Genomic DNA, 26,268 nt, shown 5'->3' on the forward strand with positions numbered 1-26,268 from the left:
GCTCTATTTTTTAAACCTGTTTCTAAATGTGCAATATATGGTATAATATTATTGTAAGAAATGTTTAAATTATAATTTTTATGAAATAATAATAAAAGAGGAATAAGAAGGGAGGCTATTAGATGCATAATATTTTTACAACAAACATCGCTGGTAGAGAAGTAAAAGCAGATATCGGAAAATATGCATTACTATCAAATGGAGCAGTTTTATTTAGCTATGGTGAAACTGTTGTTTTAGTTACAGCAAATGCATCAGAAGAACCAAAGGAAGGGGTAGACTTTTTCCCATTAAGTGTTGATTATGAAGAAAGATTATATGCAGTGGGTAAGATACCTGGAGGTTTTATAAAGAGAGAGGGAAAGCCAACAGAAAAGGCAATATTGTCAGCAAGAGCTATAGATAGACCAATAAGACCACTATTTCCAAAGGGTTATAGAAATGATGTTCAAGTTATTTGTACTGTTCTATCAGTAGACCCTGACAATCCACCAGAAATTGTTGCAATGAATGGGGCATCTCTTGCTTTATGTATTTCAGACATACCTTTTGAAGGTCCTTGTGCAGCAGTTTTAGTAGGAAGGATTAATGGAAATTTTGTCGTTAATCCAACAGCAAAGGAAAGAGAAGAAAGTGATCTTCATTTAATAGTATCAGCAACAAAGGAAAGAGTAATGATGATAGAAGCTGGTGGGCAAGAAATACCAGAAGAAGATATGTTTAATGCTATAATGTTTGGTTTTAATGCTTGTCAGGAAATGATAAAATTCCAAGAAGAAGTTACACAAAAATGTGGTAAGGAAAAAAGAATACCTCAACTTTATAAAGTTCCAGATGAAATTGAAACTGCTGTTAGGGAATATGCTACTGATAAATTATGGGAAGCAATGCAATATACAGATAGGCAAGAGAGACAAGAAAAGGTTGATTTAGTTAAAGAAGAAGTATTTGCTCATTTTGCTGAAGTTTTTGAAGATGCTGAAAAAGATATAGACGATGTTATGTATAGAATAATGAAGGAACACGTAAGAAAGATGATTTTAGAAGAGAAGAGAAGACCAGATGGAAGGATGTTTAATGAAATAAGGCCTTTATACTGTGAAGTAGGTATATTACCAAGAACACACGGTTCAGGATTATTCCAACGTGGACAAACACAAGTATTGACAGCAGCAACTTTAGGAGCACTTGGTGATGTACAAATACTTGATGGACTTGGTGATGAGGAATTTAAGCGTTATATGCACCATTATAATTTTCCACCATATTCAACAGGTGAAGTTAAATTCTTGAGAGGTCCTGGAAGAAGAGAGATTGGTCATGGTGCTTTAGCAGAAAGAGCATTAGAACCAGTAATACCACCAGAAGAGGAGTTCCCATATACTATAAGATTAGTATCTGAAGTTTTAAGCTCAAATGGTTCAACATCGCAAGCCAGTGTTTGTGCAAGTACACTTGCTCTAATGGATGCGGGAGTTCCAATTAAAAGGCCTGTTGCTGGAATAGCTATGGGACTTGTTACAGACGAAGAATTAACAAAAGCAGAGATATTAACTGATATACAAGGAATTGAAGATTTCTTTGGTGATATGGACTTTAAAGTAGCAGGTACAGAAAAAGGAATTACAGCTATCCAAGTTGATACAAAAATAAAGGGATTACCAGAGGATGTTATTAAAAGGGCTATTATGCAAGCAAGAGAAGCAAGATTAAAAATATTAGATACAATGCTATCAACTATAGCTGAACCAAGAAAAGAGCTTTCAAAATATGCACCAAGAATAATACATATGCTAATAGATCCAGATAAAATAAGAGATGTTATAGGACCAGGTGGAAAGACAATTAAAAAGATAATAGCAGATACAGGTGTAAAAATAGATACAGAAGATGATGGTAGATTATATATTTGTGCACCAAACATTGAATCAGGTGAAAGGGCTAAGAAAATAATTGAAGGAATAACAAAGGATGTACAGGTTGGAGAGATTTACTTAGGTAGAGTTAATAGAATAACTCAATTTGGTGCATTTGTTGAAATTCTTCCAGGTAAAGAGGGATTAGTACATATTTCAAAGTTAGCTCACGAGAGAGTAAATAAGGTAGAAGATGTTGTAAATGTTGGAGATGAAATATTAGTTAAGGTAACAGAAATTGATAATCAAGGAAGAATAAACCTATCAAGAAAAGATGCAATTAAAAAAGAAGAAACCAAAGATAAGGACAAAGAATAAGGCTTATTATAAGCCTTTTTTTATAACGTATAGTTAATTAATCCTTTTAAAGTTTGGAAAGTTAGATATTTATTAAAATTAAGCCGCATAATATATGTAGAAGAGCTAAAACCTAATTTTTAGTTATATACAGGAGGTTAATATGTATCAAGTTTTAAATTTAAATAATGGAATACGCGTAGTTTTAGAACATATACCTTATGTTAATTCTGTTAGCGTTGGTGTGTGGGTAAAAAGTGGTTCAAGATATGAAAGTGAAGAAATTAATGGCATATCTCATTTTATAGAACATATGATGTTTAAGGGAACTCAAAATAGAACAGCTAAACAAATTGCAGAGGATATAGAGGGGCTTGGAGGACAAATAAACGCTTTTACAAGTAAAGAAGCAACCTGCTATTATGTAAAGATGATAGACCAACATATAGACATAGCAATCGATGTTTTAATGGATATGTTGTTAAATGCAAATATGAATAAAGATGATATAGAGAAGGAAAAAGGTGTAATTAAAGAAGAAATAAATATGTATGAAGACTCTCCAGAGGATTTAGTTGGTGATTTATTATCTAAGGCTACTTGGGATGGAGATAGCTTATCATATACAATTTTAGGAACACATTATACAATTGATAATATGTCTAAAGAAAAAATAGTAAGTTATATGAGAAGAACCTACAATTATAAAAACATTGTCATTGCAATTGCAGGTAACTTTGAAAAAGATAAAGTTATAGAAAAATTAGAAAGTTATTTTAACAAAAATGATTTAGATGAACTACAAGACTTAAGTATTTCTTCTCCAAAGGTTAATAATAGTATATTGGTAAAACAAAAGGATATTGAACAGGTACATATTGGATTGTCTTTAGATGGAATTGAGCTTGGAAATGAAGAGATATATACATTGTCGGCAATAAATAATTATTTTGGAGGAGGAACAAGTTCGCGTTTATTCCAAAGATTAAGGGAGGAAAATGGTTTAGTATACACTATATATTCTTTCCCTTCATCATATATAAATTGTGGTTCCTTCAACATATATTTTGCATTAAATGAGAATCATGTAGAAAGAGCAATTTCATATATTAAAGAGGAAATAAACAATTTATGTAAATTAGGTATAGATAAAGAACAAATACTTAAAGCAAAAGAACAACTCAAGGGCAATTATATTTTAGGTTTAGAAAGTGTTGCAAATAGAATGTTTAGTATGGGTAAGTCACTTTTATTACAAAATAAGGTATACGAACCTTCTGAAGTTCTAAGCAAAATAGATAAAATAACAGAAGAAGATATTAGAAGAATAATTGATAAAATATTCTCTAATGGAATTAAGTCAGCTGCAATAGTTGGCAAAAATGTTGAAGAAGAAAAATATAAAAAGTTGATTTGGGGGTAGAAAATGAAGCTTAAGATAAAAAGACTTGAAAATGCTAAAGATTTGCCACTTCCAAAGTTTATGACTGAAGGATCCTGTGGTATGGATTTATATGCAAATGTAGAAGAGGATTTGGTTATTAAGCCTATGGAAATAAATCTTATACCAACAGGAATTTCAATAAGTTTACCAAAGGGATATGAAGCACAAATTAGACCAAGAAGTGGCTTGGCTCTAAAGAATGGTATAGCATTAGTTAATTCACCTGGTACAATTGATAGTGACTATAGAGGCGAAATAGGTGTGATTATAATAAATTTAGGCAGGGAACCCTTTGTAGTAAAAAGGGGAGATAGAATTGCTCAAATGGTAATAAATCAAGTCGTTATTCCAGAGATAGAGGAATTAGAAAATTTAGATTGTACTTTAAGAGGAGAAGATGGTTTTGGATCAACAGGTCTATAAACCATCTTTTTTCATATAATTATATAGTAAAGGGGGATGAGTATATGAGTAAAAGATTTTCAGATTTGATGGAACTTGAAATTATTGATGTATCGGAAGGAAGTAAATTTGGCACAATTGGTGACTGTGATATTGTTTTTAATAGGTTAACAGGTGAGATTGAAAGCTTAATTACAGCATCAAATTTTTCACTATTTTCATTTAAGAATAGAGATTATATGGAGATTCCTTGGAATAAGAGAATAAATGTATTCGCTAAAACAATTCTTTTTGATTTAAAGACTAAATTTTGATAACAGATTTTAAATATAATTAGTATTATATAGTAGTGTTATCAAATGGCTAGAGGAGGCCCTGCTATGAAAATTATTGTTCAAAAGTTTGGAGGCACTTCAGTTTCAACACATCAAAGAAGAGAAATGGTTGCGGACAAAGTATTAGATGCAATAAAAAGGGGGTATAAGCCTGTAGTAGTTGTTTCAGCGATAGGTAGAAAGGGTGATCCCTATGCAACTGATACACTACTATCATTGCTTGATAATGAAAAAACATATTTAGAAAAGAGAGAATATGATATATTGATGTCTTGTGGTGAGATTATTTCTTGCGTTGTGTTATCAGAAGTTTTATCAAAAAGAGGGTTAAAGGTAAGGGTTTTAACTGGGGGACAGGCTGGAATTGTAACAAATGATAACTTTGGAAATGCTGAAATTTTAAGAATAGATACAAATAGAATTATTAACACTATAAATGATGGTTATATTCCTGTTGTGGCTGGTTTTCAAGGTATGACTCAAAGTGGTGAAATTACAACATTGGGTAGAGGAGGTAGTGACATAACAGGTACAGCACTTGGTGCTGCATTAAAAGCTGATTTTGTAGAGATATATACAGATGTAGATGGTATTATGACTGCTGATCCAAGAATAGTTAGCAACGCACATTTAATTGAAACTATGAGCTATAATGAAGTCTTTCAGTTTGCAGATCAAGGAGCTAAAGTTATTCATCCAAGAGCTGTTGAGTATGCTATGAAGTCAAATATACCTGTATATATAAAAAATACGATGAGTGATAGTAGAGGAACCCTAATTACAATTTCACGTGAAAATATTGGAAGAATTATAACTGGCATAACACATATGTCATCAAGAACACAAATTAGTATAGAATATGATGAAAGTTGCCAAAATGCTGATGATATTTTTGAAGTATTGGCAAACAATAAAATAAGTATTGACTTAATAAATGTATTTCCAGATTATAGAGTGTTTACAGTAAATTCAAAACAAGAAGAAAGTGTCATAAAGATATTAGAAATGCTAAAAATAAAATATAAAGTAGTGTCAAATTGTAGTAAAATAGCAGTTATAGGAAATGGAATGCGTGGTACACCTGGAATTATGGCAAAAATACTAAAGGCATTAAAGGAGAGAAATATAAAGGTATTACAAACTGCGGATTCACATACAACTATATGGTGCTTAGTTAAGGAAGAAGATACTGAATCAGCTATAAAAGCTCTACACGAGGCATTTGATTTGTAATAATATTTAAGAGGTCTCTACATTGAATTGTAGGGACCTTTACTATTGTTATTCATTTTTCAGTGAATTTCTTCAAAGCGTATAATTTTTGTATATAAATATTTAGTCAATTTATATTTATTGTCTACTAATAAAAGAGGATAATTTTTATCACTTGTTAGTTTAAAGGATTATAAATTAATTTTATGTTGGTTAGACTAATAAAGAGGTGATGGTATGAGTTTTATAATAAAAAATGAAGAGCCTGATGATAATAAAAACAAAAAGGACGCTAATGAAGTTGAAAATATAAAAGAATTAGGAAATTATCCTCCAGCACCATTTACTTCTGACATTTTTACTATGACGATTATAGGACAGATAGAAGGACATACAGTATTACCTCCTCAAACTAAATCAACAAAATACGAACATATATTTCCTCAACTTGTTAATGTTGAGGAGAACCCTAATATAAAAGGACTTTTGGTTATTTTGAATACTGTGGGAGGGGATGTTGAAGCAGGACTTGCGATAGCTGAAATGATAAACAGTATTACAAAACCAACTGTTTCACTTGTAGTTGGTGGTGGACATAGTATAGGTGTTCCTCTTGCAGTAGCGACCGACTATTCATTTATATCACCAACAGCTACAATGATAATACATCCTATAAGAATGAATGGTTTAGTAATAGGAGTTCCACAAACATTTGCCTATTTTCAAAAAATGCAGGATAGGATATTAAGTTTTATCACAAGAAATAGTAAAGTTTCTAAAGAAAAGTTAAGAGAGTTAATGCTTGAGACAGATGAGCTTTTAAATGATATGGGTACCATACTAATAGGTAATCAGGCAGTTGAATTAGGTTTAATAGATGAAGTTGGTGGAATAGGTGAAGCATATAAAAAACTGAGAGATATGGTTGATAGAGCAAATGCATAAAATAGCATTTGCTTTTTTTTGTTAATATGTTATATTTCTAAATAGGAGAAAGTTTAAGAGGTGATAGGATGGCAAGGAAAAATAAAAGAATGGTAAGCAATAATAACAATAATGTTAAAAAAGAAATATATGGTGTTGTGATTTTTGGTATTTCTTTAATTATTGGCTTAAGCATCTATATTAAACCTTCAGGTATTGCAGGAATAATTATTAGAGATTTTGTATTGGGAATGTTTGGACTTGGTGCCTACATATTTCCGTTATATTTTTTATTTGTAGGCCTTATATTTATAGTAAAGAGGGGTAAGATTAAGGTTAATAACAAATTTTACTATATATCATTATTATTATACATAATAAATGTTATGTTAACAGTACCATATTCTTCAGAAAACACTAATGGGAAGTTTTTAAATAAATTAAAAGATTCATATTTGAACGGAATTGATAATAAAGGTGGCGGAATTATTGGTGAATTATTGGCAACACCGATGATATATGCTTTTGGAAAAGTAGGTACATACATCATATTAGTATGCATATCAATTGTACTTATTTTATTAATAACAGAGAGATCTATATTAATACCTTTAATTACTAATATTAAATTGATGTTTATAAAAATGAAAAATAAAAAAGAAATAGTTATAGATGAAGCTGATAAAAATGAAAATAAAAAATATGATAATAAAGATAGTATTGATGTAAAAGACATTAAAGAAAATATAGAAAAAATTGATAAAAAGATAAAAATAGTTGATTTTTTAAAGGATACTAAAGATTCAAAACAAGAACAAAATGATAAAAAAGAGAAGGAAACAGCAGTCGATAATCTTAATGAAGAAATAAGTAAAGGAAAAAATAATATAATTGATTATAAATTTCCACCATTAGAGCTTCTTTATGAAAATAAATATAAAGGGCAACTACAGGATAAGAAGGAATTATTACAAAATGCAAAACTATTAGAGGATACATTAAATAGCTTTGGAGTTGATGCAAAGGTAATTCAGGTAAATAGAGGACCGTCTGTAACAAGATATGAGATACAACCAAATGCAGGTGTTAAAGTTAGTAGGATAGTAAATTTAGCGGATGATATAGCTTTAAATTTAGCAGCATCATCGGTAAGAATAGAAGCACCTATTCCAGGTAAATCTGCAGTTGGAATAGAAGTTCCTAATAAGGAAGTTGTCCCAGTAACATTACGAGAGGTATTAGAATCAAGGGAATTTATAGAATTTAAATCGAATCTATCTTTTGCATTAGGAAAAGATATAACAGGTAAATGCATCGTAACAGATTTATCTAAGATGCCGCACTTACTGATAGCAGGTGCAACTGGTTCAGGAAAGAGTGTTTGTATAAATACTTTAATTACAAGTATTATATATAAATCATCTCCAAATGATGTAAAGATGTTACTTATTGATCCTAAGGTTGTTGAATTATCAGTTTATAATGGAATACCGCATTTATTGATACCGGTAGTAACAGAACCTAAAAAAGCAGCTTCTGCACTTTACTGGGCAGTAAATGAAATGACCCAGCGATATAAATTGTTTGCTGAAAATAATGTAAGGAATATTGAAGGTTATAATAAACTAATGGAAGATATTGATTCGACTAAAAAGTTACCACAAATTGTTATAATAATTGATGAATTAGCAGATTTAATGATGGTATCCCCTAATGATGTAGAAGACGCAATATGTAGACTGGCTCAAATAGCAAGAGCAGCAGGTATGCATTTAGTAATTGCTACACAAAGACCATCTGTTGATGTAATAACTGGTGTTATTAAAGCCAACATTCCATCAAGAATTGCCTTTGCAGTATCAAGCCAAGTTGATTCAAGAACTATATTAGATATGGCTGGTGCTGAAAAATTATTGGGAAGAGGAGATATGCTCTTTATGCCAATTGGTGAAAGTAAACCAATAAGAATTCAAGGTGCTTTTATTTCTGATAAAGAAGTTGAAAATATTGTATCGTATCTAAAGAATAATAGTAGTACAGACTATAAAGAAGAGATAATAGATGATATTGAAAAAAATATTAATAGTTCATCAGATGGTAATGGAGAATTTGAAGATGAACTTTTAGACGAAGCAATAAATATTGCGGTTGAAAGTGGTCAGGTATCAGCATCAATGTTACAAAGAAGACTTAGAATAGGATTTAATAGAGCAGCAAGGTTAATTGAGGAAATGGAATTGCGGGGAATAATAGGTAAACAAGAAGGAAGTAAACCAAGACAAGTACTAATTTCTAAACAAGATGTAGAAAAATATTAATATATATTGTAAATCAACCTCATATATTATAAAATATATGAGGTTGATTTTTGTCGTATAAAATCAAAATATAATAAAAGAAGTAAAATAAATAAAAATGGAGTAAAAATGAGTAAAAAGGAGATAATATTAAATAATTAGCAATAATTGCCCAGGAAATAGAAAAGGAGTTGATTTTGATGAAATATAAAGTCGGATTGATTTCGTTAGGCTGTGATAAGAATAGAGTTGACGCAGAGGTTATGTTACACGAATTGAAGCAAAATGGATTTGAGATTGTAAATGATGAAAAGATTGCAGATATTATTATAGTAAATACCTGTGGTTTTATAGAATCTGCTAAGATGGAATCAATAGAAACAATATTGGAAATGGCACAAAACAAACAAGAGGGTAATTGTAAAGCTGTTATAGCAACTGGATGTATGGCAGAAAGATATAAGCAAGATTTACTTAATGAAATGCCAGAATTAGATGCTGTGGTTGGTACAGGTAATTATCAAAATATAGTTGAAGTTGTTAATAATATATTAAAAGGAAATAATAAGATTGTAAAAGTAGGAAATATAAATTATAATTTAGAATATAATGAAAGGATTTTATCTACACCTAATCACTATGCATATTTAAAAATTGCTGAAGGATGCAATAATAATTGTAGTTACTGTATAATTCCTCAATTAAGAGGCAGATATAGAAGCAGAAAAATTGAAGATATAATAAAAGAGGCAAAACAATTAGCAAATATAGGTGTTAAGGAACTAATTATAGTTGCACAAGATACAACTATGTATGGAATAGATATATATAAAAAGAAATCATTGTCAATGTTATTAAAGGAAATTGAGAAAATTGAAGGCATAGAATGGATAAGGGTAATGTACTCATATCCAGAGGAGATAGATGATGAACTTATAGAAACTATAAAAAATAGTCAAAAAATATGTAGATATTTTGATATGCCAATACAACATATAAGCGATAAAATATTAAAGTTAATGAATAGAAGGACAACAAAGCAAAAAATATTAAATGTAATAGATAATATAAGAAAAAACATTCCTGATGCAGTAATTAGAACTTCATTGATAGTAGGTTTTCCAAATGAAACTGATGATGATTTTAATGAATTAGTTGAATTTATAAAGGAATATAAATTAGATAGAGTGGGTATTTTTGAATATTCACAGGAAGAAGGTACAAGAGCAGCATTGCTTGATAATCAAATAAGTGATGAAGTTAAAACTTATAGAAAAGAAAAATTAATGAAAATCCAAAGCAAAATTGCTTTAGAGAAAAATATGAAATTAATTGGAAATGAAGTTAATGTAATTATTGATGGTAAAACAAATGAAGGAATGTATTTTGGAAGAACATATGCTGATGCTCCAGAGATTGACCAAACAGTTTATTTTGATGCAAGTAAAGATTATAATAGAGGTGATATTGTTAGTGTAAAAATAACAAAGGCTTATAATTATGATTTATTAGGAGTTGATGTTAATGAATTTAGCAAATAAGATAACAATATCAAGAATATTTTTAGTTCCACTATTTTTATTTTTTCTATTAGTTAAAATACCATATGGTAATTGGATTGCAACAATAATATTTATAATAGCAGCTTTAACTGATAGTTTAGATGGGTATATAGCAAGAAATAGAAATCAAATAACTAAATTTGGAAAATTCTTAGATCCATTAGCTGATAAACTTATAGTTACTGCCGCATTAGTTGCTTTAGTAGAACGTCAGATAATACCGTCATGGCTTGTTGTGATAATTCTTGCTCGTGAATTTGCAATAACAGGATTAAGAGCGGTGGCTGCTTCTGAAGGGAATGTTATTGCTGCAAGCAACTGGGGAAAACTTAAGACTGTCACTCAAATCATAGCAATAATTGCTGCTCTAATTGAGTTAAAATATAAAGAATTTAATATATACATATATTTGATGTATATAGCAACCATTATAACAATTATTTCGGGTATAGATTATATTAAAAAAAATAGAAAATTTATAAATTCAAAGGAATAAGAGTAACCTTATTTTACTCTTATTCCTTTTATTATTAAAATGTTATTATGTAATATATGACAATATCAAAAGTGATAATGAATACAAAAATAATAATATTGACCAGCAGAAAAAAATGTTATATAATAAGAACAGATGTTCGGGAAAGGAAGGATAAAATATGAATGAAAAACAAAAAGCATTGGAATTAGCGTTAAGCCAAATTGAAAAACAATTTGGAAAAGGTTCAATAATGAAGTTAGGTGAAAATTCAAAGTTAAATGTTGAAGCAATTTCAACAGGTTCTCTTGATTTAGATATAGCATTAGGAATTGGAGGAGTTCCAAGAGGAAGAATAGTAGAAATATATGGACCAGAATCATCAGGTAAAACAACAGTAGCTCTTCATATAGTTGCTGAAGCACAAAAAAATGGAGGGACTGCAGCTTTTATAGATGCAGAACACGCATTGGATCCTACATATGCAACAAAGCTTGGTGTAGATGTATCAAATTTAGTGGTATCTCAACCAGATACTGGAGAGCAAGCACTTGAAATAGCTGAAGCATTAGTAAGATCAGGTGCAATTGATGTCATTGTTATTGACTCTGTTGCTGCATTAGTACCAAAGGCAGAGATTGAAGGCGAAATGGGAGATGCCTTTGTAGGATTACAAGCAAGGCTAATGTCACAGGCATTAAGAAAATTAGCGGGGGCAATAAATAAGTCAAAGTGTGTAGCTATTTTTATAAATCAATTAAGAGAAAAAGTAGGTGTAATGTTTGGTAGTCCAGAGACCACTCCAGGAGGTAGAGCACTAAAATTTTATGCATCTGTAAGGTTAGATGTTAGAAAAGTGGATTCAATAAAGCAAGGTGAAGATGTTTTAGGAAGTAGAACAAGAGTTAAGGTTGTAAAAAATAAAGTAGCACCTCCTTTTAAGCAAGCAGAATTTGATATAATGTATGGTGAAGGTATATCAAAAGAAGGAAATATTTTAGATGTGGCAGTAAATAACAACATAATACAAAAGAGTGGTGCTTGGTTCTCGTATAAAGATATAAAGCTTGGTCAAGGAAGAGAAAATGCTAAGAATTATTTAAAGGAAAATCCTCAAGTAGCTTTAGAAATTGAAAATACAATAAGACAAAAATATAATCTACCTTTAGCAAATTCAGCAATTAATTCAAATTTAGATAATAAAAGTGAAGAGTAGTATCTGATAAACATCCCTTTTGGGATGTTTATTTTCGATTATAAAGGAGTTGTTAGAATGCAAATAACAGGGATTGAAAAACAAAAGAAAAATAGTGAAAGATATAATATATACATAGATGGAACATATAGTTTTTCGGCTGAATTGGAGGATATAATAAAGTATGATATAAAAATTGATAGAAACATAAGTGAGAATGAATTATCAATATTAATACAGAAATGTGAAATAAATAAAGGATATAGATATGCTTTAAATTTGTTGAATGTAAAGGATTATTCAAAAAAAGAATTTATTGATAAATTAAAACAAAAAGGGTATAGTGAAAAAAGTATAGATATTATTATTAATAAACTTGAGGAGTATGGGTTGATTGATGATTTTAAATATGCCAATAAATATGTCAGAAAGAAAATAAATATGAATAAGTTAGGTAAATTAAGAATAATAAATGAGTTAAAATTAAAGGGGGTAAATAATAATATAGTTGAAAAGATTAATTTTGATGAAGATAAAATGTTAAACAATGCATATAATTTAGCTATTAAGAAATTAAAAGGAAATAAAAACGAAAATGAAGACTTAACGAAAGTAGCAAGGTTTCTATATTATAAAGGATATACAAATGAAGAAATAAAGAAAGTATTGAAAAAAATAGATAAAGATATAGAATGGGAGTAGATGTTAATGAAGTTTTTGTTTTTTACAGACACACATATAAGGGGAACCAATCCAAGAGCCAGATTAGATGATTTTGAGAAAACTTTATATAATAAGTTTGAGGAATTACTTAGTTATGTTAGATTAAATAATATAGATTATGTTTTATTTGGTGGAGATTTATTAGATAGGCCTGATGTTTCACTTTCTGTTATGCAAAAATTTATAGATGTATTAAATAAATTTCCAAAGCCTATTTATATGGTATTAGGAAATCACGATATATATGGACAAAATCCTAACACTGTAAATAGAACAATTATTGGAATTCTAGAAACTTTAGGTATAGTATGGATTTTAGATGATAAACCCGTGGAATTGAATGATGGTAAAGTAAAGATAAAAATTACTGGTTCAAGCTTTACATATGATATTGATGTAGATTCATCTAAGAGCAAATATATTACTAATAAAGGAGAATGTGATTATCTAATACATATTGCACATGGAATGTTAATGGAAAAACCATTTATAAAGGAAGTTCCCCACACAACAATAGATGAAATTATTCAAAGAACAGAAGCAGATATTACATTATGTGGTCATTATCATACGGGCTATGGAATAATAAAGATTGAAAATAAATATATTGTTAACCCTGGAGCAATTGTTAGAATAAATAATAGTTTAGCAGAAATAAAGAGACAGCCCAGTTTTGCAGTAATAGATATCAATGAAAATATATCCGTATATATTGAAAAATTAAAGTCAGCACCAAGGGGTGAAGATATACTTGATAGAAGTTTTATAAAAATACAGGAACAAAGGGAGATATTGTTCAATAATATAATTCAAACAGTTAATACTTATGGTGAATTTGAAATGTTAAGTATTAATCAGATAGTTGAGGAAGTCGCAAAGAAGGAATCTATTCCTGACGAAATAAAAAAAGAGGTTTTGGATAGATTAACAAGGGCCCATATAATTTTATCAAAAGAGGTGGTAGATTGATTTATATAAAATCAATTGAAATTGAAAATTTTCAATCACATAAGTACTCAAAACTTGATTTAAGTGAGAACCTAAATGTTATTGTAGGTCCTTCTGACAATGGTAAATCAGCTATTATAAGGGCGTTAAAATGGTGCCTTTTTAATGAACCAAAGGGTTCAGAGTTTATAAGATTTGATTCTAATTATTGTAGAGTAACTTTAACTTTATCGGATGGGGTTAAAATAATAAGAGAAAGAACAAAAACTAAAAATTCATATAGATTAATAAAGAACGGAGAAGAATCGGTTTTTGAAGGATTTGGTAATGATATACCATTAGAAATTTTAGAGGCTCATAGGATAAGAAAAATAAAAATTGATAAAGATAACGACTTGTGTTTGAATTTATCAGAACAATTAGAGGGACCATTTTTATTGAGTCAACCTAATTCTTTTAAATCAAAGGCAATAGGTAAGATTGTAGGGCTTAATATAATAGATGAAGCTATTAAAGATATAAATAAAGACATAAATTTAATTCAAAGTGATTCAAAAGTTATAAAGGACAATTTAAGTGAAATTAATAAAAAGATAGATTCTTTAAGTTATGTAAATGAGTTAGAGAGATATATAATTAAAAAAGAAAAAATATTGAACCAATTAAAAGAAAAGGTAGACTTATTAGATAAAATTAAAAAACATTATGAAACATTAAATCAATTAAATATTGAGATTACTGAAGAGAAAAAAATAATTGAAAAACTTAAATTAATAGAAAATTACGATTTAAATCTTTTAGAGAAAAAAATGTCTAATTTTATAAAACTAAAAAATATATATTGTAATATAACCTTAATCAATAATGATATTTTAAAACAACAGGAAATAATACAAAAAACAACTAATATAGATGTAGCAAATTTGCATATAACAAAATTAGTTGAATTAATACAAAAATATGTTGTTTTATATCAGATAAAAGAAAAGACTATTGTATTAAATGATGAAATAAAATTAAATGAGAAAATTGAACTTAATACAAGGAATGTTCCAGTAATAAATGAAATAGTACAAAAAATAGATCATATATTGATTAAATATAATCAAATAACAGATAAGTATAATAAATACAACGCTTGCATGATGTCTATTGCTAAAGGAAATGAATATATGAGAAAGTTTGATAAAATAGATAAATTAAGCGATACTATAAATTATATCGAAGAAAAAATATTAAAATTTAAAAATATTTTAGCATATGGCGAGAATTATAACGCTATTAAAAAAGAAATCATAGATTTATCTTTAGATTATAAAAGATGTAATGTTGAAATTTCAAATTTTATAAATAGTTATAAAAGTATATTAAAAGATATAAATGTTTGTCCTGTGTGTGGAAGTGAAGTTGACGAGTCAAGGATTGATAAAATTTTAAGTATAATTGAGGAGGAATAATATATGCATAACTACGAAGAGAAGTTAAACGATTTAAAACGCAGACTTGAGTATGCGAAAAATAAAAGAATAAAGGCAGAGACAAGATTAGAACAGCTTCAGATACAAAAAAGAGAATTAATGAATGAAATTAAAAAGTTAGGATTTGAACCTGATAATTTAGAACAAGAAATAAAAAACTTAGAAAATGAAATATTAAGTTTAATTAATGAAGCTGAAAGTTTAATGCCAAAGGATATATAGGGTGATAATATGTGGTTACAAAAATTAAATAATTTAGATAAAATGTTCGAAGAAGAGAAAAAAAAATATTATGAACTAAAGGGGCAATTGCAGGCCTTAAATAATGAAAAAAAAGCTTTAGAAGAAAAATTAAAAGTATTGGAAAAACGTGAGCTTACATTATTAGAATCAAGAAGGTTACTTCAAAATGTATCTGAATATGCAAGAAATCAATCCAAACAACAAATAGAATATATTGTTACAAATTGTTTGCAGTATATATTTAATTCAAATATTGAGTTTAAAATAGAGTTAAACGAAAAAGCAAATAGGAATGAAGCAGATTTTTTTGTTGTGACTCCTTTAGAAAATGGACAAAGTGTAACAACTAAGCCTGAGGTATCAAGGGGTGGAGGAGTTGTTGATATAGTTTCTTTGGCACTTAGGATAGCACTATTAGAGGCACATAATCCAAAGATAAATGGGCCATTAATATTGGATGAACCAGCAAAACATGTTAGTGAAGATTATGTAATAAACGTTGCTGAATTTTTAAAACAAGTTTCTAAGATGTTTAATAGGCAAATTATTATGGTAACACACAATACACACCTATTGGAGTCTGCTGATAAGAAATATAGAGTAGAGTTGATAGATACTGTTAGTAGTGTTACCCCTGTAACTTGACATAAAATTAAAACTATAATAAAATAAATACAAATAATGGTTTAATTTTTCGTTAATTCTTGCTTCTATTTTAAATTAATTAAAGAGTCTCTTGTTGATTAAACCTTATTAATTTAAAAATAACTATTTGTTATACAATAAATATTGTTTGACTGTAGAGGGAGGTGTTGTGTATAGATACGCTTGTTTGGCTTTTATTAATTGGGGCTACAGGAGTGATAGCCTTCTTTTTAGGCTATTTTATTAGAAAGAATATATCAGAAAAAAAGATTCAATCAGCTGAGGAATTGGCTAAAAAAATTGTATCAGATGCAGAAAAAGAAGCAGAATCAAAGAAAAAAGAGGCTATGCTTGAAGCAAAAGAAGAAGTTCATAAGTTAAGAAATGAATTTGAAAAAGAAGTAAGAGAAAGAAGAAATGAAATTCAAAGGATGGAAAGAAGATTAATTTTAAGAGAGGAGACTCTCGATAAAAAGGTAGAAACTTTAGAAGCAAGAGAAGAAAGTTTAGTAAAAAAACAACAAGAAATTCAAGAATTACAAGAAGAGATGAATGAAATTTATAAAAAACAAGTTCAAGAACTTGAAAGAATTGCTAATCTAACAACAGAAGAGGCTAAGGAAATAATTCTAAATAATGTTAGAGAAGAAGTTAAACATGATGCAGCAATGTTAATAAAGGAAATAGAAACAAAGGCAAAAGAAGAAGCTGATAAAAAGGCAAGAGAAATAATTGCTTGTGCAATACAACGATGTGCTGCAGATCACGTTGCTGAAACTACTGTTTCAGTTGTAAGTTTACCAAATGATGAAATGAAGGGTAGAATAATTGGAAGAGAAGGTAGAAATATTAGAACATTAGAAACATTAACAGGTATAGACTTGATAATTGACGATACGCCTGAAGCAGTAATATTATCAGGTTTTGACCCAATAAGAAGAGAAGTTGCAAGACTTGCATTAGAAAAACTTATAGCAGATGGTAGAATTCATCCTGCAAGAATTGAAGAGATGGTTGAAAAGGCTAAGAAAGAAGTTGAAAATGATATTCGTGAACAAGGCGAACAAGCTACTTTTGAAACAGGTGTACATGGTTTACATAGTGAATTAATTAGATTGCTTGGTAGACTGAAGTACAGAACAAGCTATGGACAAAATGTTTTAAAACATTCTATAGAGGTTTCTTATTTAGCTGGATTAATGGCTTCTGAACTTGGAGCTGATGTTGCATTAGCAAAGAGAGCTGGTCTATTACATGATATTGGTAAGGCCTTAGATCATGAAATAGAGGGACCACATGCATTGATTGGTGGAGATATATTAAAGAAATATAACGAATCTCCAGCAGTTATACATGCGGTATCCGCACATCATGGTGATTTAGAACCACAGACCATAGAGGCCATATTAGTTCAAGCTGCAGATGCAATTTCAGCAGCAAGACCTGGAGCAAGAAGAGAAACACTTGAGGCATATATAAAGAGATTAGAAAAATTAGAAGAAATAGCAGATTCCTTTGAAGGGGTAGAAAAATCCTATGCTATTCAAGCTGGTAGGGAAATTAGAATTATGGTTAAACCTGAACAAATATCCGATGCTGATGTAATACAGATAGCAAGAGATATTGTAAAGAGGATAGAAAGTGAATTGGAGTATCCAGGTCAAATAAAGGTTAACGTTATAAGAGAAATAAGAGCAATAGAATATGCAAAATAATAAGGATAGTTTTAAACTGTCCTTATTATTTTTTATTTGTAAATAGTAAAATAATTTGTAAATTTAAGAAGGATTTTTTAATTACGTGTAGAATATAGAATATTAGAAAAACAATATGCAACATTAAGGAGGTACTAAAATGGAAGTATTAAAGGTTTCAGCAAAATCAAATCCAAATTCTGTAGCAGGTGCTTTAGCAGGTGTTGTTAGGGAAAAGGGAATTGCTGAAATGCAGGCAATTGGTGCAGGAGCAATTAATCAAGCAATAAAGGCGGTTGCAATTGCAAGAGGATTTGTTGCACCAAGTGGAATTGATTTAATATGTATACCTGCATTTACTGATGTCAATATTGATGGAGAAGAAAGAACAGCAATAAAATTCATAATTCAACCAAGATAATATTTTTAGATGGAGAGTTTAGCTCTCCATTTTTATTTTGTACAAAAAATGAATGAAAAATTGCAAAATTTATAGACAACTTGCGATATTAATGTTATATTTATTATATAGAAAATAGGAATTGTATAATTAAAGAGGTGGAAATTAATGTCTAATGGTCAAGCAAGAAATAGACAGTTACCAAGTAAATTTAATACTACTACTATAGTTAAGTTATTTATCTTGCATTTTTTGAATAATAAAAATTGTTATGGCAATGAACTTATTGATTTAATAGAAAATAGTTTGAATTACATATGGAAGCCAAGTCCAGGGATGATATATCCATTACTTAGAGATATGGAAGAGAATCTATTAATTGAAGGATGGTGGGAGGAGCCTGACAAGAAAACAAAGAGAATTTATAGAATAACTGATAACGGTAAAAAACATTATGAGATTATAAAAAACATAAATAAGCCATTGATTGAAGAGTCAATGTATATTTTAAAATATACATTAAAGACTATATATGAGTGATTTTGGGAGGGATATTATGGAGTTATCAAAAAAAGCAAAACAAATTGCCCCATCTACAACTTTAGCAATTACAGCCAAAGCAAAAAAGATGAAGAGTGAAGGAATAAATGTTATTAGTTTTGGTGCAGGTGAACCAGATTTTGATACACCACAATATATTAAAGATGCAGCAATTGATGCAATTAATAATGGATTAACAAGATATACTCCAGCTTCAGGTATAATAGAATTAAAAGAAGCTATATGCAATAAACTAAGAAAAGAAAACGGATTAGAATATAGTGCTAATGAGATTGTGATTTCTAATGGAGCAAAACATTCAATATATAATGCACTTATGGCTATATGTAATCCTGGAGATGAAGTAATAATACCAGTACCGTATTGGGTAAGTTATCCTGAACTTGCAAAATTGGTTGATGCAATACCTGTTTTTATACATACAGACGAAAAAAATCAGTTTAAAATTAATATTGAAGAATTAAAAAATAAAATAACACCTAAAACTAAAGCAATTATTATAAATAGCCCAAGTAATCCTACTGGAACAGTTTATACAGAAGAAGAACTAAGCAAAATTGCAGAGATAGTAGTCGAAAATGATTTGATAGTTATATCTGATGAAATATATGAGAAGTTAATTTATGATGGATATAAACATATTAGTATTGCTTCTTTAAATAAAGATATAAAAGAAAGAACTATAGTTATTAACGGTATGTCAAAGGCATATGCAATGACAGGATGGAGAATAGGTTATACTGCATCAAATAAGGAAATTGCTTCATTGATGGCTAATATACAAAGTCATGCTACTTCTAATCCAAATACAATAGCTCAGTATGCGAGTGTTGAGGCATTAAGGGGAAATCAAAAAGAAATTGAAATTATGAGAAAAGAATTTGAAAAGAGAAGAAATTTTATGGTTGATAGAATAAACAAAATTTCTGGTTTAACTTGTGTGAATCCATTAGGTGCCTTTTATGTGATGGTTAATATAACGAATTTAAAGGGAAAAATGTTTAATGGTAAAAGTATATTAACATCTTTAGACTTTGCAAATGTATTATTAGAAGAAGAAAAGGTTGCAGTAATTCCTGGTGATGCCTTTGGTGATGATAATTATATCAGATTATCATTTGCAACATCGTTAGAACAAATTAAAGAGGGATTGGATAGGATTGATAGTTTTATTCAAAAAATAAAGTAGGAGAAATACTCCTACTTTTTATATTTTATTAATTATGTTATAATAGAAATACGAAATAAAATATCAATATAAATGATAACATTCGTAAGGAGGCGTAAATTATGGATGAAAGACAGTTATATATTAGTCCTTTAACAAAAAGATATGCAAGTAAAGAAATGTCTTATTTATTTTCAGATGAAAAGAAGTTTAAGACTTGGAGAAAATTATGGGTTGTATTGGCTGAAGCTGAAAAGGAGCTTGGGCTTTCAATTACTCAAGAACAGATAGATGAATTAAAGGCAAATATTGATAATTTAAATTATGAGGTGGCTGAACAGAAGGAAAGAGAAACTAGACATGATGTTATGTCTCATGTATATGCTTATGGGGAGCAATGTCCAAAGGCAAAACCTATAATTCATTTAGGTGCAACAAGTTGTTATGTTGGTGATAATACAGATGTTATAATAATGAAGGAAGCATTGGAGCTTATTAGAAAGAAATTAATTGCCTGTATTAAAAATTTAAAAGAGTTTGCTTTACAATATAAGGGATTACCTACATTGTCATACACTCATTTACAACCAGCACAGCTTTCTACTGTAGGTAAAAGGGCTTGCTTATGGTTACAGGACTTGGTTATGGATTTAGAACAAATAGAGTATTGTATAGAAAATCTTAAACTTTTAGGAGTTAAAGGTACTACTGGAACGCAGGCAAGTTTTTTAAAGTTGTTTAATGGTGATCATAACAAAGTAAAACAACTTGATGAAATATTATGTAAAAAATTGGGTTTTGATAAAAAATATTTTAAGGTAACAGGACAAACTTATCCGAGAAAACAGGATGTTTTTGTTTTAAATGTCTTATCAAGCATAGCACAAAGTGCCTATAAATTTAGTAATGATATACGTATACTTCAAAGTTTTAAAGAGATAGAGGAACCTTTTGAAAAAAATCAAATAGGATCTTCGGCAATGCCATATAAAAGAAATCCAATGAGGTCAGAAAGAATATCAGCATTGGCAAGGTATGTGATAGTTAATTCAACAAATGCTGATATAACAGCATCAACGCAATGGTTTGAAAGAACGTTAGATGATTCAGCAAATAGAAGATTAGTATTAGCAGAATCCTTCTTAGCTGTAGATGGAATATTAAACTTGTATATAAATGTTACTTCTAATTTGGTTGTTAATGAAAAAATAATATTAAAAAGAGTAAGGGAAGAATTGCCGTTTATGGCAACAGAAAATATTTTGATGGAATGTGTTAAAAAAGGAGGAGACAGACAAGAATTGCATGAGAGGATAAGAGTGCATTCTATGGATGCTTCTAAAAATATAAAGACTTATGGTGGAGAGAATGATTTATTAGAGAGGATTATAAATGACCCTGTTTTTAATTTAGATAAAGATGATTTAGACGATATAATGAACGAAAATAACTATATTGGACGTTCTAAAGAACAGGTAGATGAATTTATTTGCGAAGTAGTTGAACCAATAATAAAAAAATATGAAAATATAGAAAAAATAGAGGCGGAAATAACTGTTTAAGCGACTAATAAAGTCGCTTATTTTTATTTCTTTTAATTTGAATTGCTTTTTATTATAATTAAAATAAGAAAGTTTATATATACGGAGGTGTAAAATGATAGGATTTATAGGTTTTGGTAATATGGCGACTGCTATAACTAAAGGTTTGATTAATAAAGATGCAGACATTAATAATAAAATCTACATTTATGATGTAGATAAAACTAAATTGCAAAATGCATACAAAACGTTTAAGGTTAATATATGTGCAGATTATAGTGATTTGTTTAAAAAATGTAAATACATATTTTTGGCCGTTAAACCAAATGTTTATAAAGATATTTATAAAATAATAAAAGAAAATTATTCTGACAATACAATTTTAATTTCAATGGCAGCAGGCGTAACCATTGATGAAATTAATAAAAATACTAATTGTAATAAAATTGTTAGGATAATGCCTAATGTTGTAGCACTTATTAATGAGGGTGTTACTGCAGCAACATTTTTAAACATATGTGAAGATGAAAGAAAAGAAATTATAAATATTTTAAATGCAATTGGTAAGGTTGTAGAAATGGATGAAAAAGATATAAATAAATACTCGGTTTTGTGCGGAAGTGGTCCTGCGTTTGTGGCTGAATTTATTGAAGCTTTAGTTGATGCAGGAGTTTATATTGGTGTTCCTTACAAGGAAGCTTTAAATGCAATTTGTGATACTATCATTGGTACTACAAAAATGTTACAAAATAACGGAATAAATACTTGCGATTTAAAATATATGGTTTGTTCTCCGGGAGGCACTACTATTGAAGGTATTAGAACATTGCAAAATGAAGGTTTTAAATCTGCTGTAATTGAAGCTGTTATAAATACATATAACAAAAATTGCAATTTAAGGTGATGTTATGATTAGAATAATATTATTTATATTATTTATTTTATTTTATTTATGGATTCAAAAGGAATTTATATTAACATTAGGAAAAAAGAATAAGTCTAAAAACAAATAGTTGCTTATTAATAATAAAATCTAAATAACAATTTCGCTAAATTGATATTTAGCGAAATTGTAATAATGTTTTTTGAGGGGGGTTGAAATGAATATTTGGTCAATTTATGATAAAGAATGCCCAATTATTTTGAATGATTTTCTGGCATATTTGATTAATGTTAAGGCAAAATCCTATAATACTGTTTTAGGATATAAAGTAGATTTAAAATTGTTCTTAAAGTATATAAAGTATATTAAAAATATACCAAATAACACTGAAATAACAGTTGATGAAGTTAATATTAATGATATAGATGTTGAATTCATAAAAAGCATAACATTATATGACATATACTCTTTTATTAATTACATAACTTTAGAGAGACAAAATAGCAGCTATGCAAGGGCCAGAAAAACAGCAGCTATTAGAGCTTTTTTTAATTATCTTGAGACCAAGGTTAAATTAATAAGTGAAAATCCTGCAAAGGAGCTTGAAAGCCCTAAGATATCAAAAAGACATCCTGTTTATTTGACTTTAGAACAAAGTAAAAAGTTAATAAACGTTATTGATGGTAAACATAAAGAGAGAGATTATGCAATGATAATGCTATTTTTAAATTGTGGATTAAGATTATCAGAATTGGTTGGAATTGATATTGATAAGATAAAGGGCGATATATTAACTGTTATAGGTAAAGGTAATAAAGAAAGAACAGTTTATCTTAATCAAGCTTGTATAGAAGCTATAAACAGATATTTAGCAGTAAGACCCGTTGATGCTAAAGATGAAAAAGCTTTGTTTTTAAGTGAGAGAAAAACAAGAATAAATAAAAGAACAGTAGAAATTATTGTTAAAAAATATATCGAAAAGGCTGGTTTAGGAAATGAAAAATATACTCCACATAAATTAAGACATACTGCTGCAACCTTAATGTATAAGTATGGTAATGTTGATATAAGGGCACTACAGCAAATATTAGGTCACGAAAGCGTTTCAACAACACAAATATACACACATATAGACGATGAAAAATTAAGGATGGCTGTTAATGCAAATCCTTTGTCAAATATTACGGTTGAAAAAAAGGAAGAGTAAAATTACTCTTCCTTTTTTACTCTATTCTATTTCATCTATGTATATACTGTCTTTTAAAATAGAATAATCATCTTCTTGTTCCAATATTTCTTCATCGTAGATATAATCGTCATAATCCTCTTCTTCAATTATTCCATCAATATGTATCTCCTTGTAATCGTATTTGTTAACATCAAGACACTGCATACAATTATCACAAATTTTATTTGGTGCTAAATCACATATATTACATTCATTGCAGTTTATACATTGTTTACTTTTTTCAATAATACATTTTTTTAGCATAATTGATTAACTCCTTTTTTATAAAAAATATAAAATCTAATTTTATATTTTTATATATAATTATCTATTTGTCAATAGGAACTTTTAATGTTTGCCCAGGGAAAATAATACAATCGTTTAAATTATTAATTTTTCTTATTTCATAAACTGTTTTTCTTACATCTTTATCTTTTGGTGTATATTTAATTGAAATATTCCATATTGTATCGCCTTTTTTAACTACAACTTCTTCGTATGAGATAGTTTTGTTTTGTGTTTTGTTTTTATAATAACTTGAAACCTTTGAAATGGATATTGAAATTATTAAAAGGAATAATAATAAAGATATCGATGTTTTTAAATGTTTTTTCATAAACAACACCCTCCAAACATATGTTCTACATAAATTTTAATACAAACATATGTTCGTTGTCAATATTATCGAACATCAGTTTGAAACTTTTTTGGTTTAATGATATAATAAGATAAAGACAAAATTTAAGGGGTGTAGAATAAATGCTAATTAATGGTTTAAGTGATAAACAGCAAAAGATATTAGAATTTATAAAGCAGGAAATTGCAACAAGAGGATATCCCCCTTCTGTTAGAGAAATTGGCTTAGCAGTTGGATTAAGATCAACTTCTACTGTACATGCACATCTTGAAAAACTTGAAAAAAAAGGACTTATAAGACGTGATCCTACAAAACCAAGAGCTATTGAGATTCTAAATGAAAATCTACTTGAAGATAATAGTGATATAATGAAGGTACCTATAGTTGGTAGTGTATCGGCTGGAAATCCTATATTAGCCTTCGAAGAAGTTGAAGATTATTTTCCATTACCATTAAATTATTTTAATAAAAATACAGAGGTTTTTTTATTAAAAATTGAAGGGGAAAGTATGATTAATGCGGGTATATTAGATGGCGATTATGTTATAGTAGAAAGACAGCCGGTTGCAAAAAATGGAGATATTGTTGTTGCACTAATTGAAGATTCTGCTACTGTTAAAAGATTTTTTAAAGAGGATGGTTATATTAGATTGCAGCCTGAAAATTCACATATGGAGCCAATAATAGTTGATAATTGTACTATTCTTGGTAAGGTAATAGGTGTTTTTAGAAGATATAAATAGGCCAACAAATTTGTTGGCCTATTTATATATATTTGATAATGCCTTCATAACTCCTATTTTTGAGTGTTCGTAAGTTAGTCCACCTTGAACATAAGCAATGTATGGTGGTCTTATAGGTGCATCTGCACTTAATTCAATAGATGAACCTTGTATAAACGCTCCAGCAGCCATTATAACTGGATCTGAATATCCCGGCATATCCCAGGGTTCACATTCTACAAATGAATCAACAGGGGATCCCTTTTGAATACCTTTGCAAAAATTTATTAATAAATTAGCATCATTAAATTTAATAGCCTGAATTATATCGCTTCTTTTTTCGTTATATTTAGGAGAAACTTCATATCCGGCTAATTCCATTAACTTAGAACAAAAAATTGCACCTTTTAAAGCTTCTATTGTTATATGTGGTGCTAAAAATAATCCCTGTAATATTTGTCTAATAACACCAAATGTAGAACCACAGTCTCTTCCAAGGCCTGGTGCAGTTAATCTATAAGAAACTAATTCAATTAAATCTTTTCTTCCTACAATATAACCTCCAGTAGGTGCAATTCCTCCACCTATATTCTTAATTAATGAACCGGCAACCAAATCAGCTCCAACATCAGTTGGTTCTTTTAAATCTAAAAACTCGCCATAACAATTGTCTACAAATATAATAATATTTGTATTGACTTTCTTTATTTCTTTTATAGCAAATTCAATATCAGTAATAGTTAGGGCTGGCCTCCATCCATATCCAGTGGAACGCTGCATTGAAATTACTTTTATTGTTTTATCTTTTTTTATTTCTTCTATAACCTTATTTATATCAATTTTGAAATCTTTATTTAAATCAATTTGTTTATAGTTTATGCCATATTCTCTTAAAGAGCCCATACCACTTCCCTTCAAACCTATCACTTTTAATAACGTATCATATGGTGTTCCTGTAATGGACATTAAAGTATCACCAGGTCTTAATACGGCTTGTAGTGCTGCAGCAATTGCATGCGTTCCTGAAACTATATGAGGTCTTACAATTGCATCTTCAGCATTAAAAATATCAGCGTAAATTTTATCTACTATATCTCTTCCTATATCACCGTATCCATAACCTGTACTAAAGGTGAAATGAGAATCGCTTAATTTTTCTTTTTGCATTGCATTTAATACTTTAAGTTGATTGTATTCTTTTGTTTTATCTAATTCCTTAAAAATTGGAGAAATTATCTCCTCAGCCTTTGTTGATAATTCAAGAACTTCCTTTTTTATTCCATTTAATATGTATAGTTCTTCAAGCATTATATTATCCTCCCTCCTTTAAACATAGAT

Annotated in this window: 26 protein-coding genes; 23 read left to right on the plus strand and 3 right to left on the minus strand. The window is 28.9% G+C overall.

Annotation, left to right across the window (positions count from 1 at the left end):
- Nucleotides 1-122: 122 nt before the first annotated feature.
- The 22 genes from A3M9_RS0100610 to A3M9_RS0100715 all read left to right on the plus strand — a co-directional run bounded on the left by A3M9_RS0100610 (nucleotide 123) and on the right by A3M9_RS0100715 (nucleotide 23,550).
- Entirely contained in the window at nucleotides 123-2,234 is a 2,112-nt protein-coding gene (locus A3M9_RS0100610; protein WP_027307483.1) for a polyribonucleotide nucleotidyltransferase, read from the plus strand.
- Between the two features lie 142 nt (nucleotides 2,235-2,376).
- Nucleotides 2,377-3,636, plus strand: a complete 1,260-nt coding sequence (locus tag A3M9_RS0100615; RefSeq protein WP_027307484.1) for a pitrilysin family protein — start codon at nucleotides 2,377-2,379, stop codon at nucleotides 3,634-3,636.
- Nucleotides 3,637-3,639: 3 nt separating this feature from the next.
- Nucleotides 3,640-4,080, plus strand: a complete 441-nt coding sequence (gene dut / locus A3M9_RS0100620) for a dUTP diphosphatase (protein ID WP_027307485.1) — start codon at nucleotides 3,640-3,642, stop codon at nucleotides 4,078-4,080.
- 44 nt (nucleotides 4,081-4,124) lie between these two features.
- Nucleotides 4,125-4,373: a YlmC/YmxH family sporulation protein gene (locus A3M9_RS12875; RefSeq protein ID WP_035165593.1), complete on the plus strand. Its 249-nt coding sequence runs from the start codon at nucleotides 4,125-4,127 to the stop codon at nucleotides 4,371-4,373.
- A gap of 66 nt (nucleotides 4,374-4,439) precedes the next feature.
- Complete coding sequence (gene dapG, locus A3M9_RS0100630; RefSeq protein ID WP_027307486.1) at nucleotides 4,440-5,627, plus strand: aspartate kinase; 1,188 nt, start codon at nucleotides 4,440-4,442, stop codon at nucleotides 5,625-5,627.
- Between the two features lie 216 nt (nucleotides 5,628-5,843).
- A complete protein-coding gene (locus A3M9_RS0100635; protein ID WP_035165594.1) occupies nucleotides 5,844-6,551 on the plus strand; it encodes a ClpP family protease in 708 nt (235 codons plus the stop codon).
- A gap of 68 nt (nucleotides 6,552-6,619) precedes the next feature.
- The gene (locus A3M9_RS0100640) at nucleotides 6,620-8,848 is read left to right on the plus strand and encodes a DNA translocase FtsK (protein WP_027307488.1); all 2,229 of its coding nucleotides are present in this window, start codon (nucleotides 6,620-6,622) and stop codon (nucleotides 8,846-8,848) included.
- A 176-nt stretch (nucleotides 8,849-9,024) separates the two neighbouring features.
- Complete coding sequence (rimO, locus tag A3M9_RS0100645; RefSeq protein WP_341465366.1) at nucleotides 9,025-10,368, plus strand: 30S ribosomal protein S12 methylthiotransferase RimO; 1,344 nt, start codon at nucleotides 9,025-9,027, stop codon at nucleotides 10,366-10,368.
- Nucleotides 10,352-10,885, plus strand: a complete 534-nt coding sequence (gene pgsA, locus A3M9_RS0100650; RefSeq protein ID WP_027307490.1) for a CDP-diacylglycerol--glycerol-3-phosphate 3-phosphatidyltransferase — start codon at nucleotides 10,352-10,354, stop codon at nucleotides 10,883-10,885. Before rimO ends, pgsA begins: the two co-directional genes overlap by 17 nt.
- 160 nt (nucleotides 10,886-11,045) lie before the next feature.
- Entirely contained in the window at nucleotides 11,046-12,080 is a 1,035-nt protein-coding gene (recA, locus tag A3M9_RS0100655; RefSeq protein WP_027307491.1) for a recombinase RecA, read from the plus strand.
- Between the two features lie 57 nt (nucleotides 12,081-12,137).
- Nucleotides 12,138-12,761, plus strand: a complete 624-nt coding sequence (locus A3M9_RS0100660) for a regulatory protein RecX (RefSeq protein WP_027307492.1) — start codon at nucleotides 12,138-12,140, stop codon at nucleotides 12,759-12,761.
- Nucleotides 12,762-12,767: 6 nt separating this feature from the next.
- Nucleotides 12,768-13,751: a metallophosphoesterase gene (locus A3M9_RS0100665; RefSeq protein WP_027307493.1), complete on the plus strand. Its 984-nt coding sequence runs from the start codon at nucleotides 12,768-12,770 to the stop codon at nucleotides 13,749-13,751.
- The gene (locus tag A3M9_RS0100670; protein WP_027307494.1) at nucleotides 13,748-15,187 is read left to right on the plus strand and encodes an AAA family ATPase; all 1,440 of its coding nucleotides are present in this window, start codon (nucleotides 13,748-13,750) and stop codon (nucleotides 15,185-15,187) included. Before A3M9_RS0100665 ends, A3M9_RS0100670 begins: the two co-directional genes overlap by 4 nt.
- Nucleotides 15,188-15,190: 3 nt before the next feature.
- Nucleotides 15,191-15,430, plus strand: coding sequence for a hypothetical protein (locus A3M9_RS0100675; RefSeq protein ID WP_027307495.1), 240 nt, complete (start codon nucleotides 15,191-15,193; stop codon nucleotides 15,428-15,430).
- Between the two features lie 9 nt (nucleotides 15,431-15,439).
- Nucleotides 15,440-16,096 (plus strand): ATPase, encoded by a 657-nt coding sequence (locus A3M9_RS0100680; RefSeq protein ID WP_027307496.1) that lies wholly within the window; start codon nucleotides 15,440-15,442, stop codon nucleotides 16,094-16,096.
- Between the two features lie 173 nt (nucleotides 16,097-16,269).
- Nucleotides 16,270-17,811: a ribonuclease Y gene (gene rny, locus A3M9_RS0100685; RefSeq protein WP_035165621.1), complete on the plus strand. Its 1,542-nt coding sequence runs from the start codon at nucleotides 16,270-16,272 to the stop codon at nucleotides 17,809-17,811.
- A 139-nt stretch (nucleotides 17,812-17,950) separates the two neighbouring features.
- Nucleotides 17,951-18,211, plus strand: coding sequence for a stage V sporulation protein S (locus A3M9_RS0100690; RefSeq protein WP_027307498.1), 261 nt, complete (start codon nucleotides 17,951-17,953; stop codon nucleotides 18,209-18,211).
- Between the two features lie 147 nt (nucleotides 18,212-18,358).
- A complete protein-coding gene (locus A3M9_RS0100695) occupies nucleotides 18,359-18,730 on the plus strand; it encodes a PadR family transcriptional regulator (RefSeq protein WP_027307499.1) in 372 nt (123 codons plus the stop codon).
- Between the two features lie 16 nt (nucleotides 18,731-18,746).
- Complete coding sequence (locus A3M9_RS0100700) at nucleotides 18,747-19,940, plus strand: pyridoxal phosphate-dependent aminotransferase (RefSeq protein ID WP_027307500.1); 1,194 nt, start codon at nucleotides 18,747-18,749, stop codon at nucleotides 19,938-19,940.
- Nucleotides 19,941-20,041: 101 nt separating this feature from the next.
- Entirely contained in the window at nucleotides 20,042-21,481 is a 1,440-nt protein-coding gene (gene purB, locus A3M9_RS0100705) for an adenylosuccinate lyase (RefSeq protein WP_027307501.1), read from the plus strand.
- Nucleotides 21,482-21,575: 94 nt separating this feature from the next.
- A complete protein-coding gene (gene proC / locus A3M9_RS0100710) occupies nucleotides 21,576-22,364 on the plus strand; it encodes a pyrroline-5-carboxylate reductase (protein ID WP_035165596.1) in 789 nt (262 codons plus the stop codon).
- 196 nt (nucleotides 22,365-22,560) lie between these two features.
- Nucleotides 22,561-23,550 carry a tyrosine recombinase XerC gene (locus tag A3M9_RS0100715; RefSeq protein WP_035165597.1) on the plus strand — a complete coding sequence of 330 codons (990 nt, stop codon included), beginning with the start codon at nucleotides 22,561-22,563 and terminating at the stop codon, nucleotides 23,548-23,550.
- A 21-nt stretch (nucleotides 23,551-23,571) separates the two neighbouring features.
- On the opposite strand, the gene A3M9_RS12880 is transcribed toward A3M9_RS0100715, so the two are convergent.
- Nucleotides 23,572-23,835, minus strand: coding sequence for a hypothetical protein (locus A3M9_RS12880; RefSeq protein WP_035165623.1), 264 nt, complete (start codon nucleotides 23,833-23,835; stop codon nucleotides 23,572-23,574).
- 64 nt (nucleotides 23,836-23,899) lie between these two features.
- Entirely contained in the window at nucleotides 23,900-24,187 is a 288-nt protein-coding gene (locus tag A3M9_RS12885; protein WP_035165598.1) for a LysM peptidoglycan-binding domain-containing protein, read from the minus strand.
- Between the two features lie 143 nt (nucleotides 24,188-24,330).
- On the opposite strand from A3M9_RS12885, the gene lexA reads away from it, so the two are divergent.
- Nucleotides 24,331-24,951, plus strand: coding sequence for a transcriptional repressor LexA (gene lexA, locus A3M9_RS0100730; protein ID WP_027307504.1), 621 nt, complete (start codon nucleotides 24,331-24,333; stop codon nucleotides 24,949-24,951).
- A gap of 18 nt (nucleotides 24,952-24,969) precedes the next feature.
- Here the strand turns inward: lexA and A3M9_RS0100735 are convergent, their stop codons facing one another.
- Entirely contained in the window at nucleotides 24,970-26,238 is a 1,269-nt protein-coding gene (locus A3M9_RS0100735; RefSeq protein WP_035165599.1) for a methionine gamma-lyase family protein, read from the minus strand.
- Nucleotides 26,239-26,268 lie beyond the last annotated feature (30 nt).

Origin of the sequence: Caloramator sp. ALD01, from assembly GCF_000472625.1 — a bacterium.
In the GTDB taxonomy this organism is placed as follows: Bacteria; Bacillota; Clostridia; order Clostridiales; family Caloramatoraceae; genus Thermobrachium; species Thermobrachium proteoclasticum.

What these genes read in the sequence shown, in the direction of transcription:
- A3M9_RS0100610 (WP_027307483.1), top strand. Translation starts at nt 123, where the DNA reads ATGCATAATATTTTTACAACAAACATCGCTGGTAGAGAAGTAAAAGCA.
- A3M9_RS0100615 (WP_027307484.1), top strand. Translation starts at nt 2,377, where the DNA reads ATGTATCAAGTTTTAAATTTAAATAATGGAATACGCGTAGTTTTAGAA.
- dut (WP_027307485.1), top strand. Translation starts at nt 3,640, where the DNA reads ATGAAGCTTAAGATAAAAAGACTTGAAAATGCTAAAGATTTGCCACTT.
- A3M9_RS12875 (WP_035165593.1), top strand. Translation starts at nt 4,125, where the DNA reads ATGAGTAAAAGATTTTCAGATTTGATGGAACTTGAAATTATTGATGTA.
- dapG (WP_027307486.1), top strand. Translation starts at nt 4,440, where the DNA reads ATGAAAATTATTGTTCAAAAGTTTGGAGGCACTTCAGTTTCAACACAT.
- A3M9_RS0100635 (WP_035165594.1), top strand. Translation starts at nt 5,844, where the DNA reads ATGAGTTTTATAATAAAAAATGAAGAGCCTGATGATAATAAAAACAAA.
- A3M9_RS0100640 (WP_027307488.1), top strand. Translation starts at nt 6,620, where the DNA reads ATGGCAAGGAAAAATAAAAGAATGGTAAGCAATAATAACAATAATGTT.
- pgsA (WP_027307490.1), top strand. Translation starts at nt 10,352, where the DNA reads ATGAATTTAGCAAATAAGATAACAATATCAAGAATATTTTTAGTTCCA.
- recA (WP_027307491.1), top strand. Translation starts at nt 11,046, where the DNA reads ATGAATGAAAAACAAAAAGCATTGGAATTAGCGTTAAGCCAAATTGAA.
- A3M9_RS0100660 (WP_027307492.1), top strand. Translation starts at nt 12,138, where the DNA reads ATGCAAATAACAGGGATTGAAAAACAAAAGAAAAATAGTGAAAGATAT.
- A3M9_RS0100665 (WP_027307493.1), top strand. Translation starts at nt 12,768, where the DNA reads ATGAAGTTTTTGTTTTTTACAGACACACATATAAGGGGAACCAATCCA.
- A3M9_RS0100675 (WP_027307495.1), top strand. Translation starts at nt 15,191, where the DNA reads ATGCATAACTACGAAGAGAAGTTAAACGATTTAAAACGCAGACTTGAG.
- A3M9_RS0100680 (WP_027307496.1), top strand. Translation starts at nt 15,440, where the DNA reads ATGTGGTTACAAAAATTAAATAATTTAGATAAAATGTTCGAAGAAGAG.
- A3M9_RS0100690 (WP_027307498.1), top strand. Translation starts at nt 17,951, where the DNA reads ATGGAAGTATTAAAGGTTTCAGCAAAATCAAATCCAAATTCTGTAGCA.
- A3M9_RS0100695 (WP_027307499.1), top strand. Translation starts at nt 18,359, where the DNA reads ATGTCTAATGGTCAAGCAAGAAATAGACAGTTACCAAGTAAATTTAAT.
- A3M9_RS0100700 (WP_027307500.1), top strand. Translation starts at nt 18,747, where the DNA reads ATGGAGTTATCAAAAAAAGCAAAACAAATTGCCCCATCTACAACTTTA.
- purB (WP_027307501.1), top strand. Translation starts at nt 20,042, where the DNA reads ATGGATGAAAGACAGTTATATATTAGTCCTTTAACAAAAAGATATGCA.
- proC (WP_035165596.1), top strand. Translation starts at nt 21,576, where the DNA reads ATGATAGGATTTATAGGTTTTGGTAATATGGCGACTGCTATAACTAAA.
- A3M9_RS0100715 (WP_035165597.1), top strand. Translation starts at nt 22,561, where the DNA reads ATGAATATTTGGTCAATTTATGATAAAGAATGCCCAATTATTTTGAAT.
- A3M9_RS12880 (WP_035165623.1), bottom strand. Translation starts at nt 23,835, where the DNA reads ATGCTAAAAAAATGTATTATTGAAAAAAGTAAACAATGTATAAACTGC.
- A3M9_RS12885 (WP_035165598.1), bottom strand. Translation starts at nt 24,187, where the DNA reads ATGAAAAAACATTTAAAAACATCGATATCTTTATTATTATTCCTTTTA.
- lexA (WP_027307504.1), top strand. Translation starts at nt 24,331, where the DNA reads ATGCTAATTAATGGTTTAAGTGATAAACAGCAAAAGATATTAGAATTT.
- A3M9_RS0100735 (WP_035165599.1), bottom strand. Translation starts at nt 26,238, where the DNA reads ATGCTTGAAGAACTATACATATTAAATGGAATAAAAAAGGAAGTTCTT.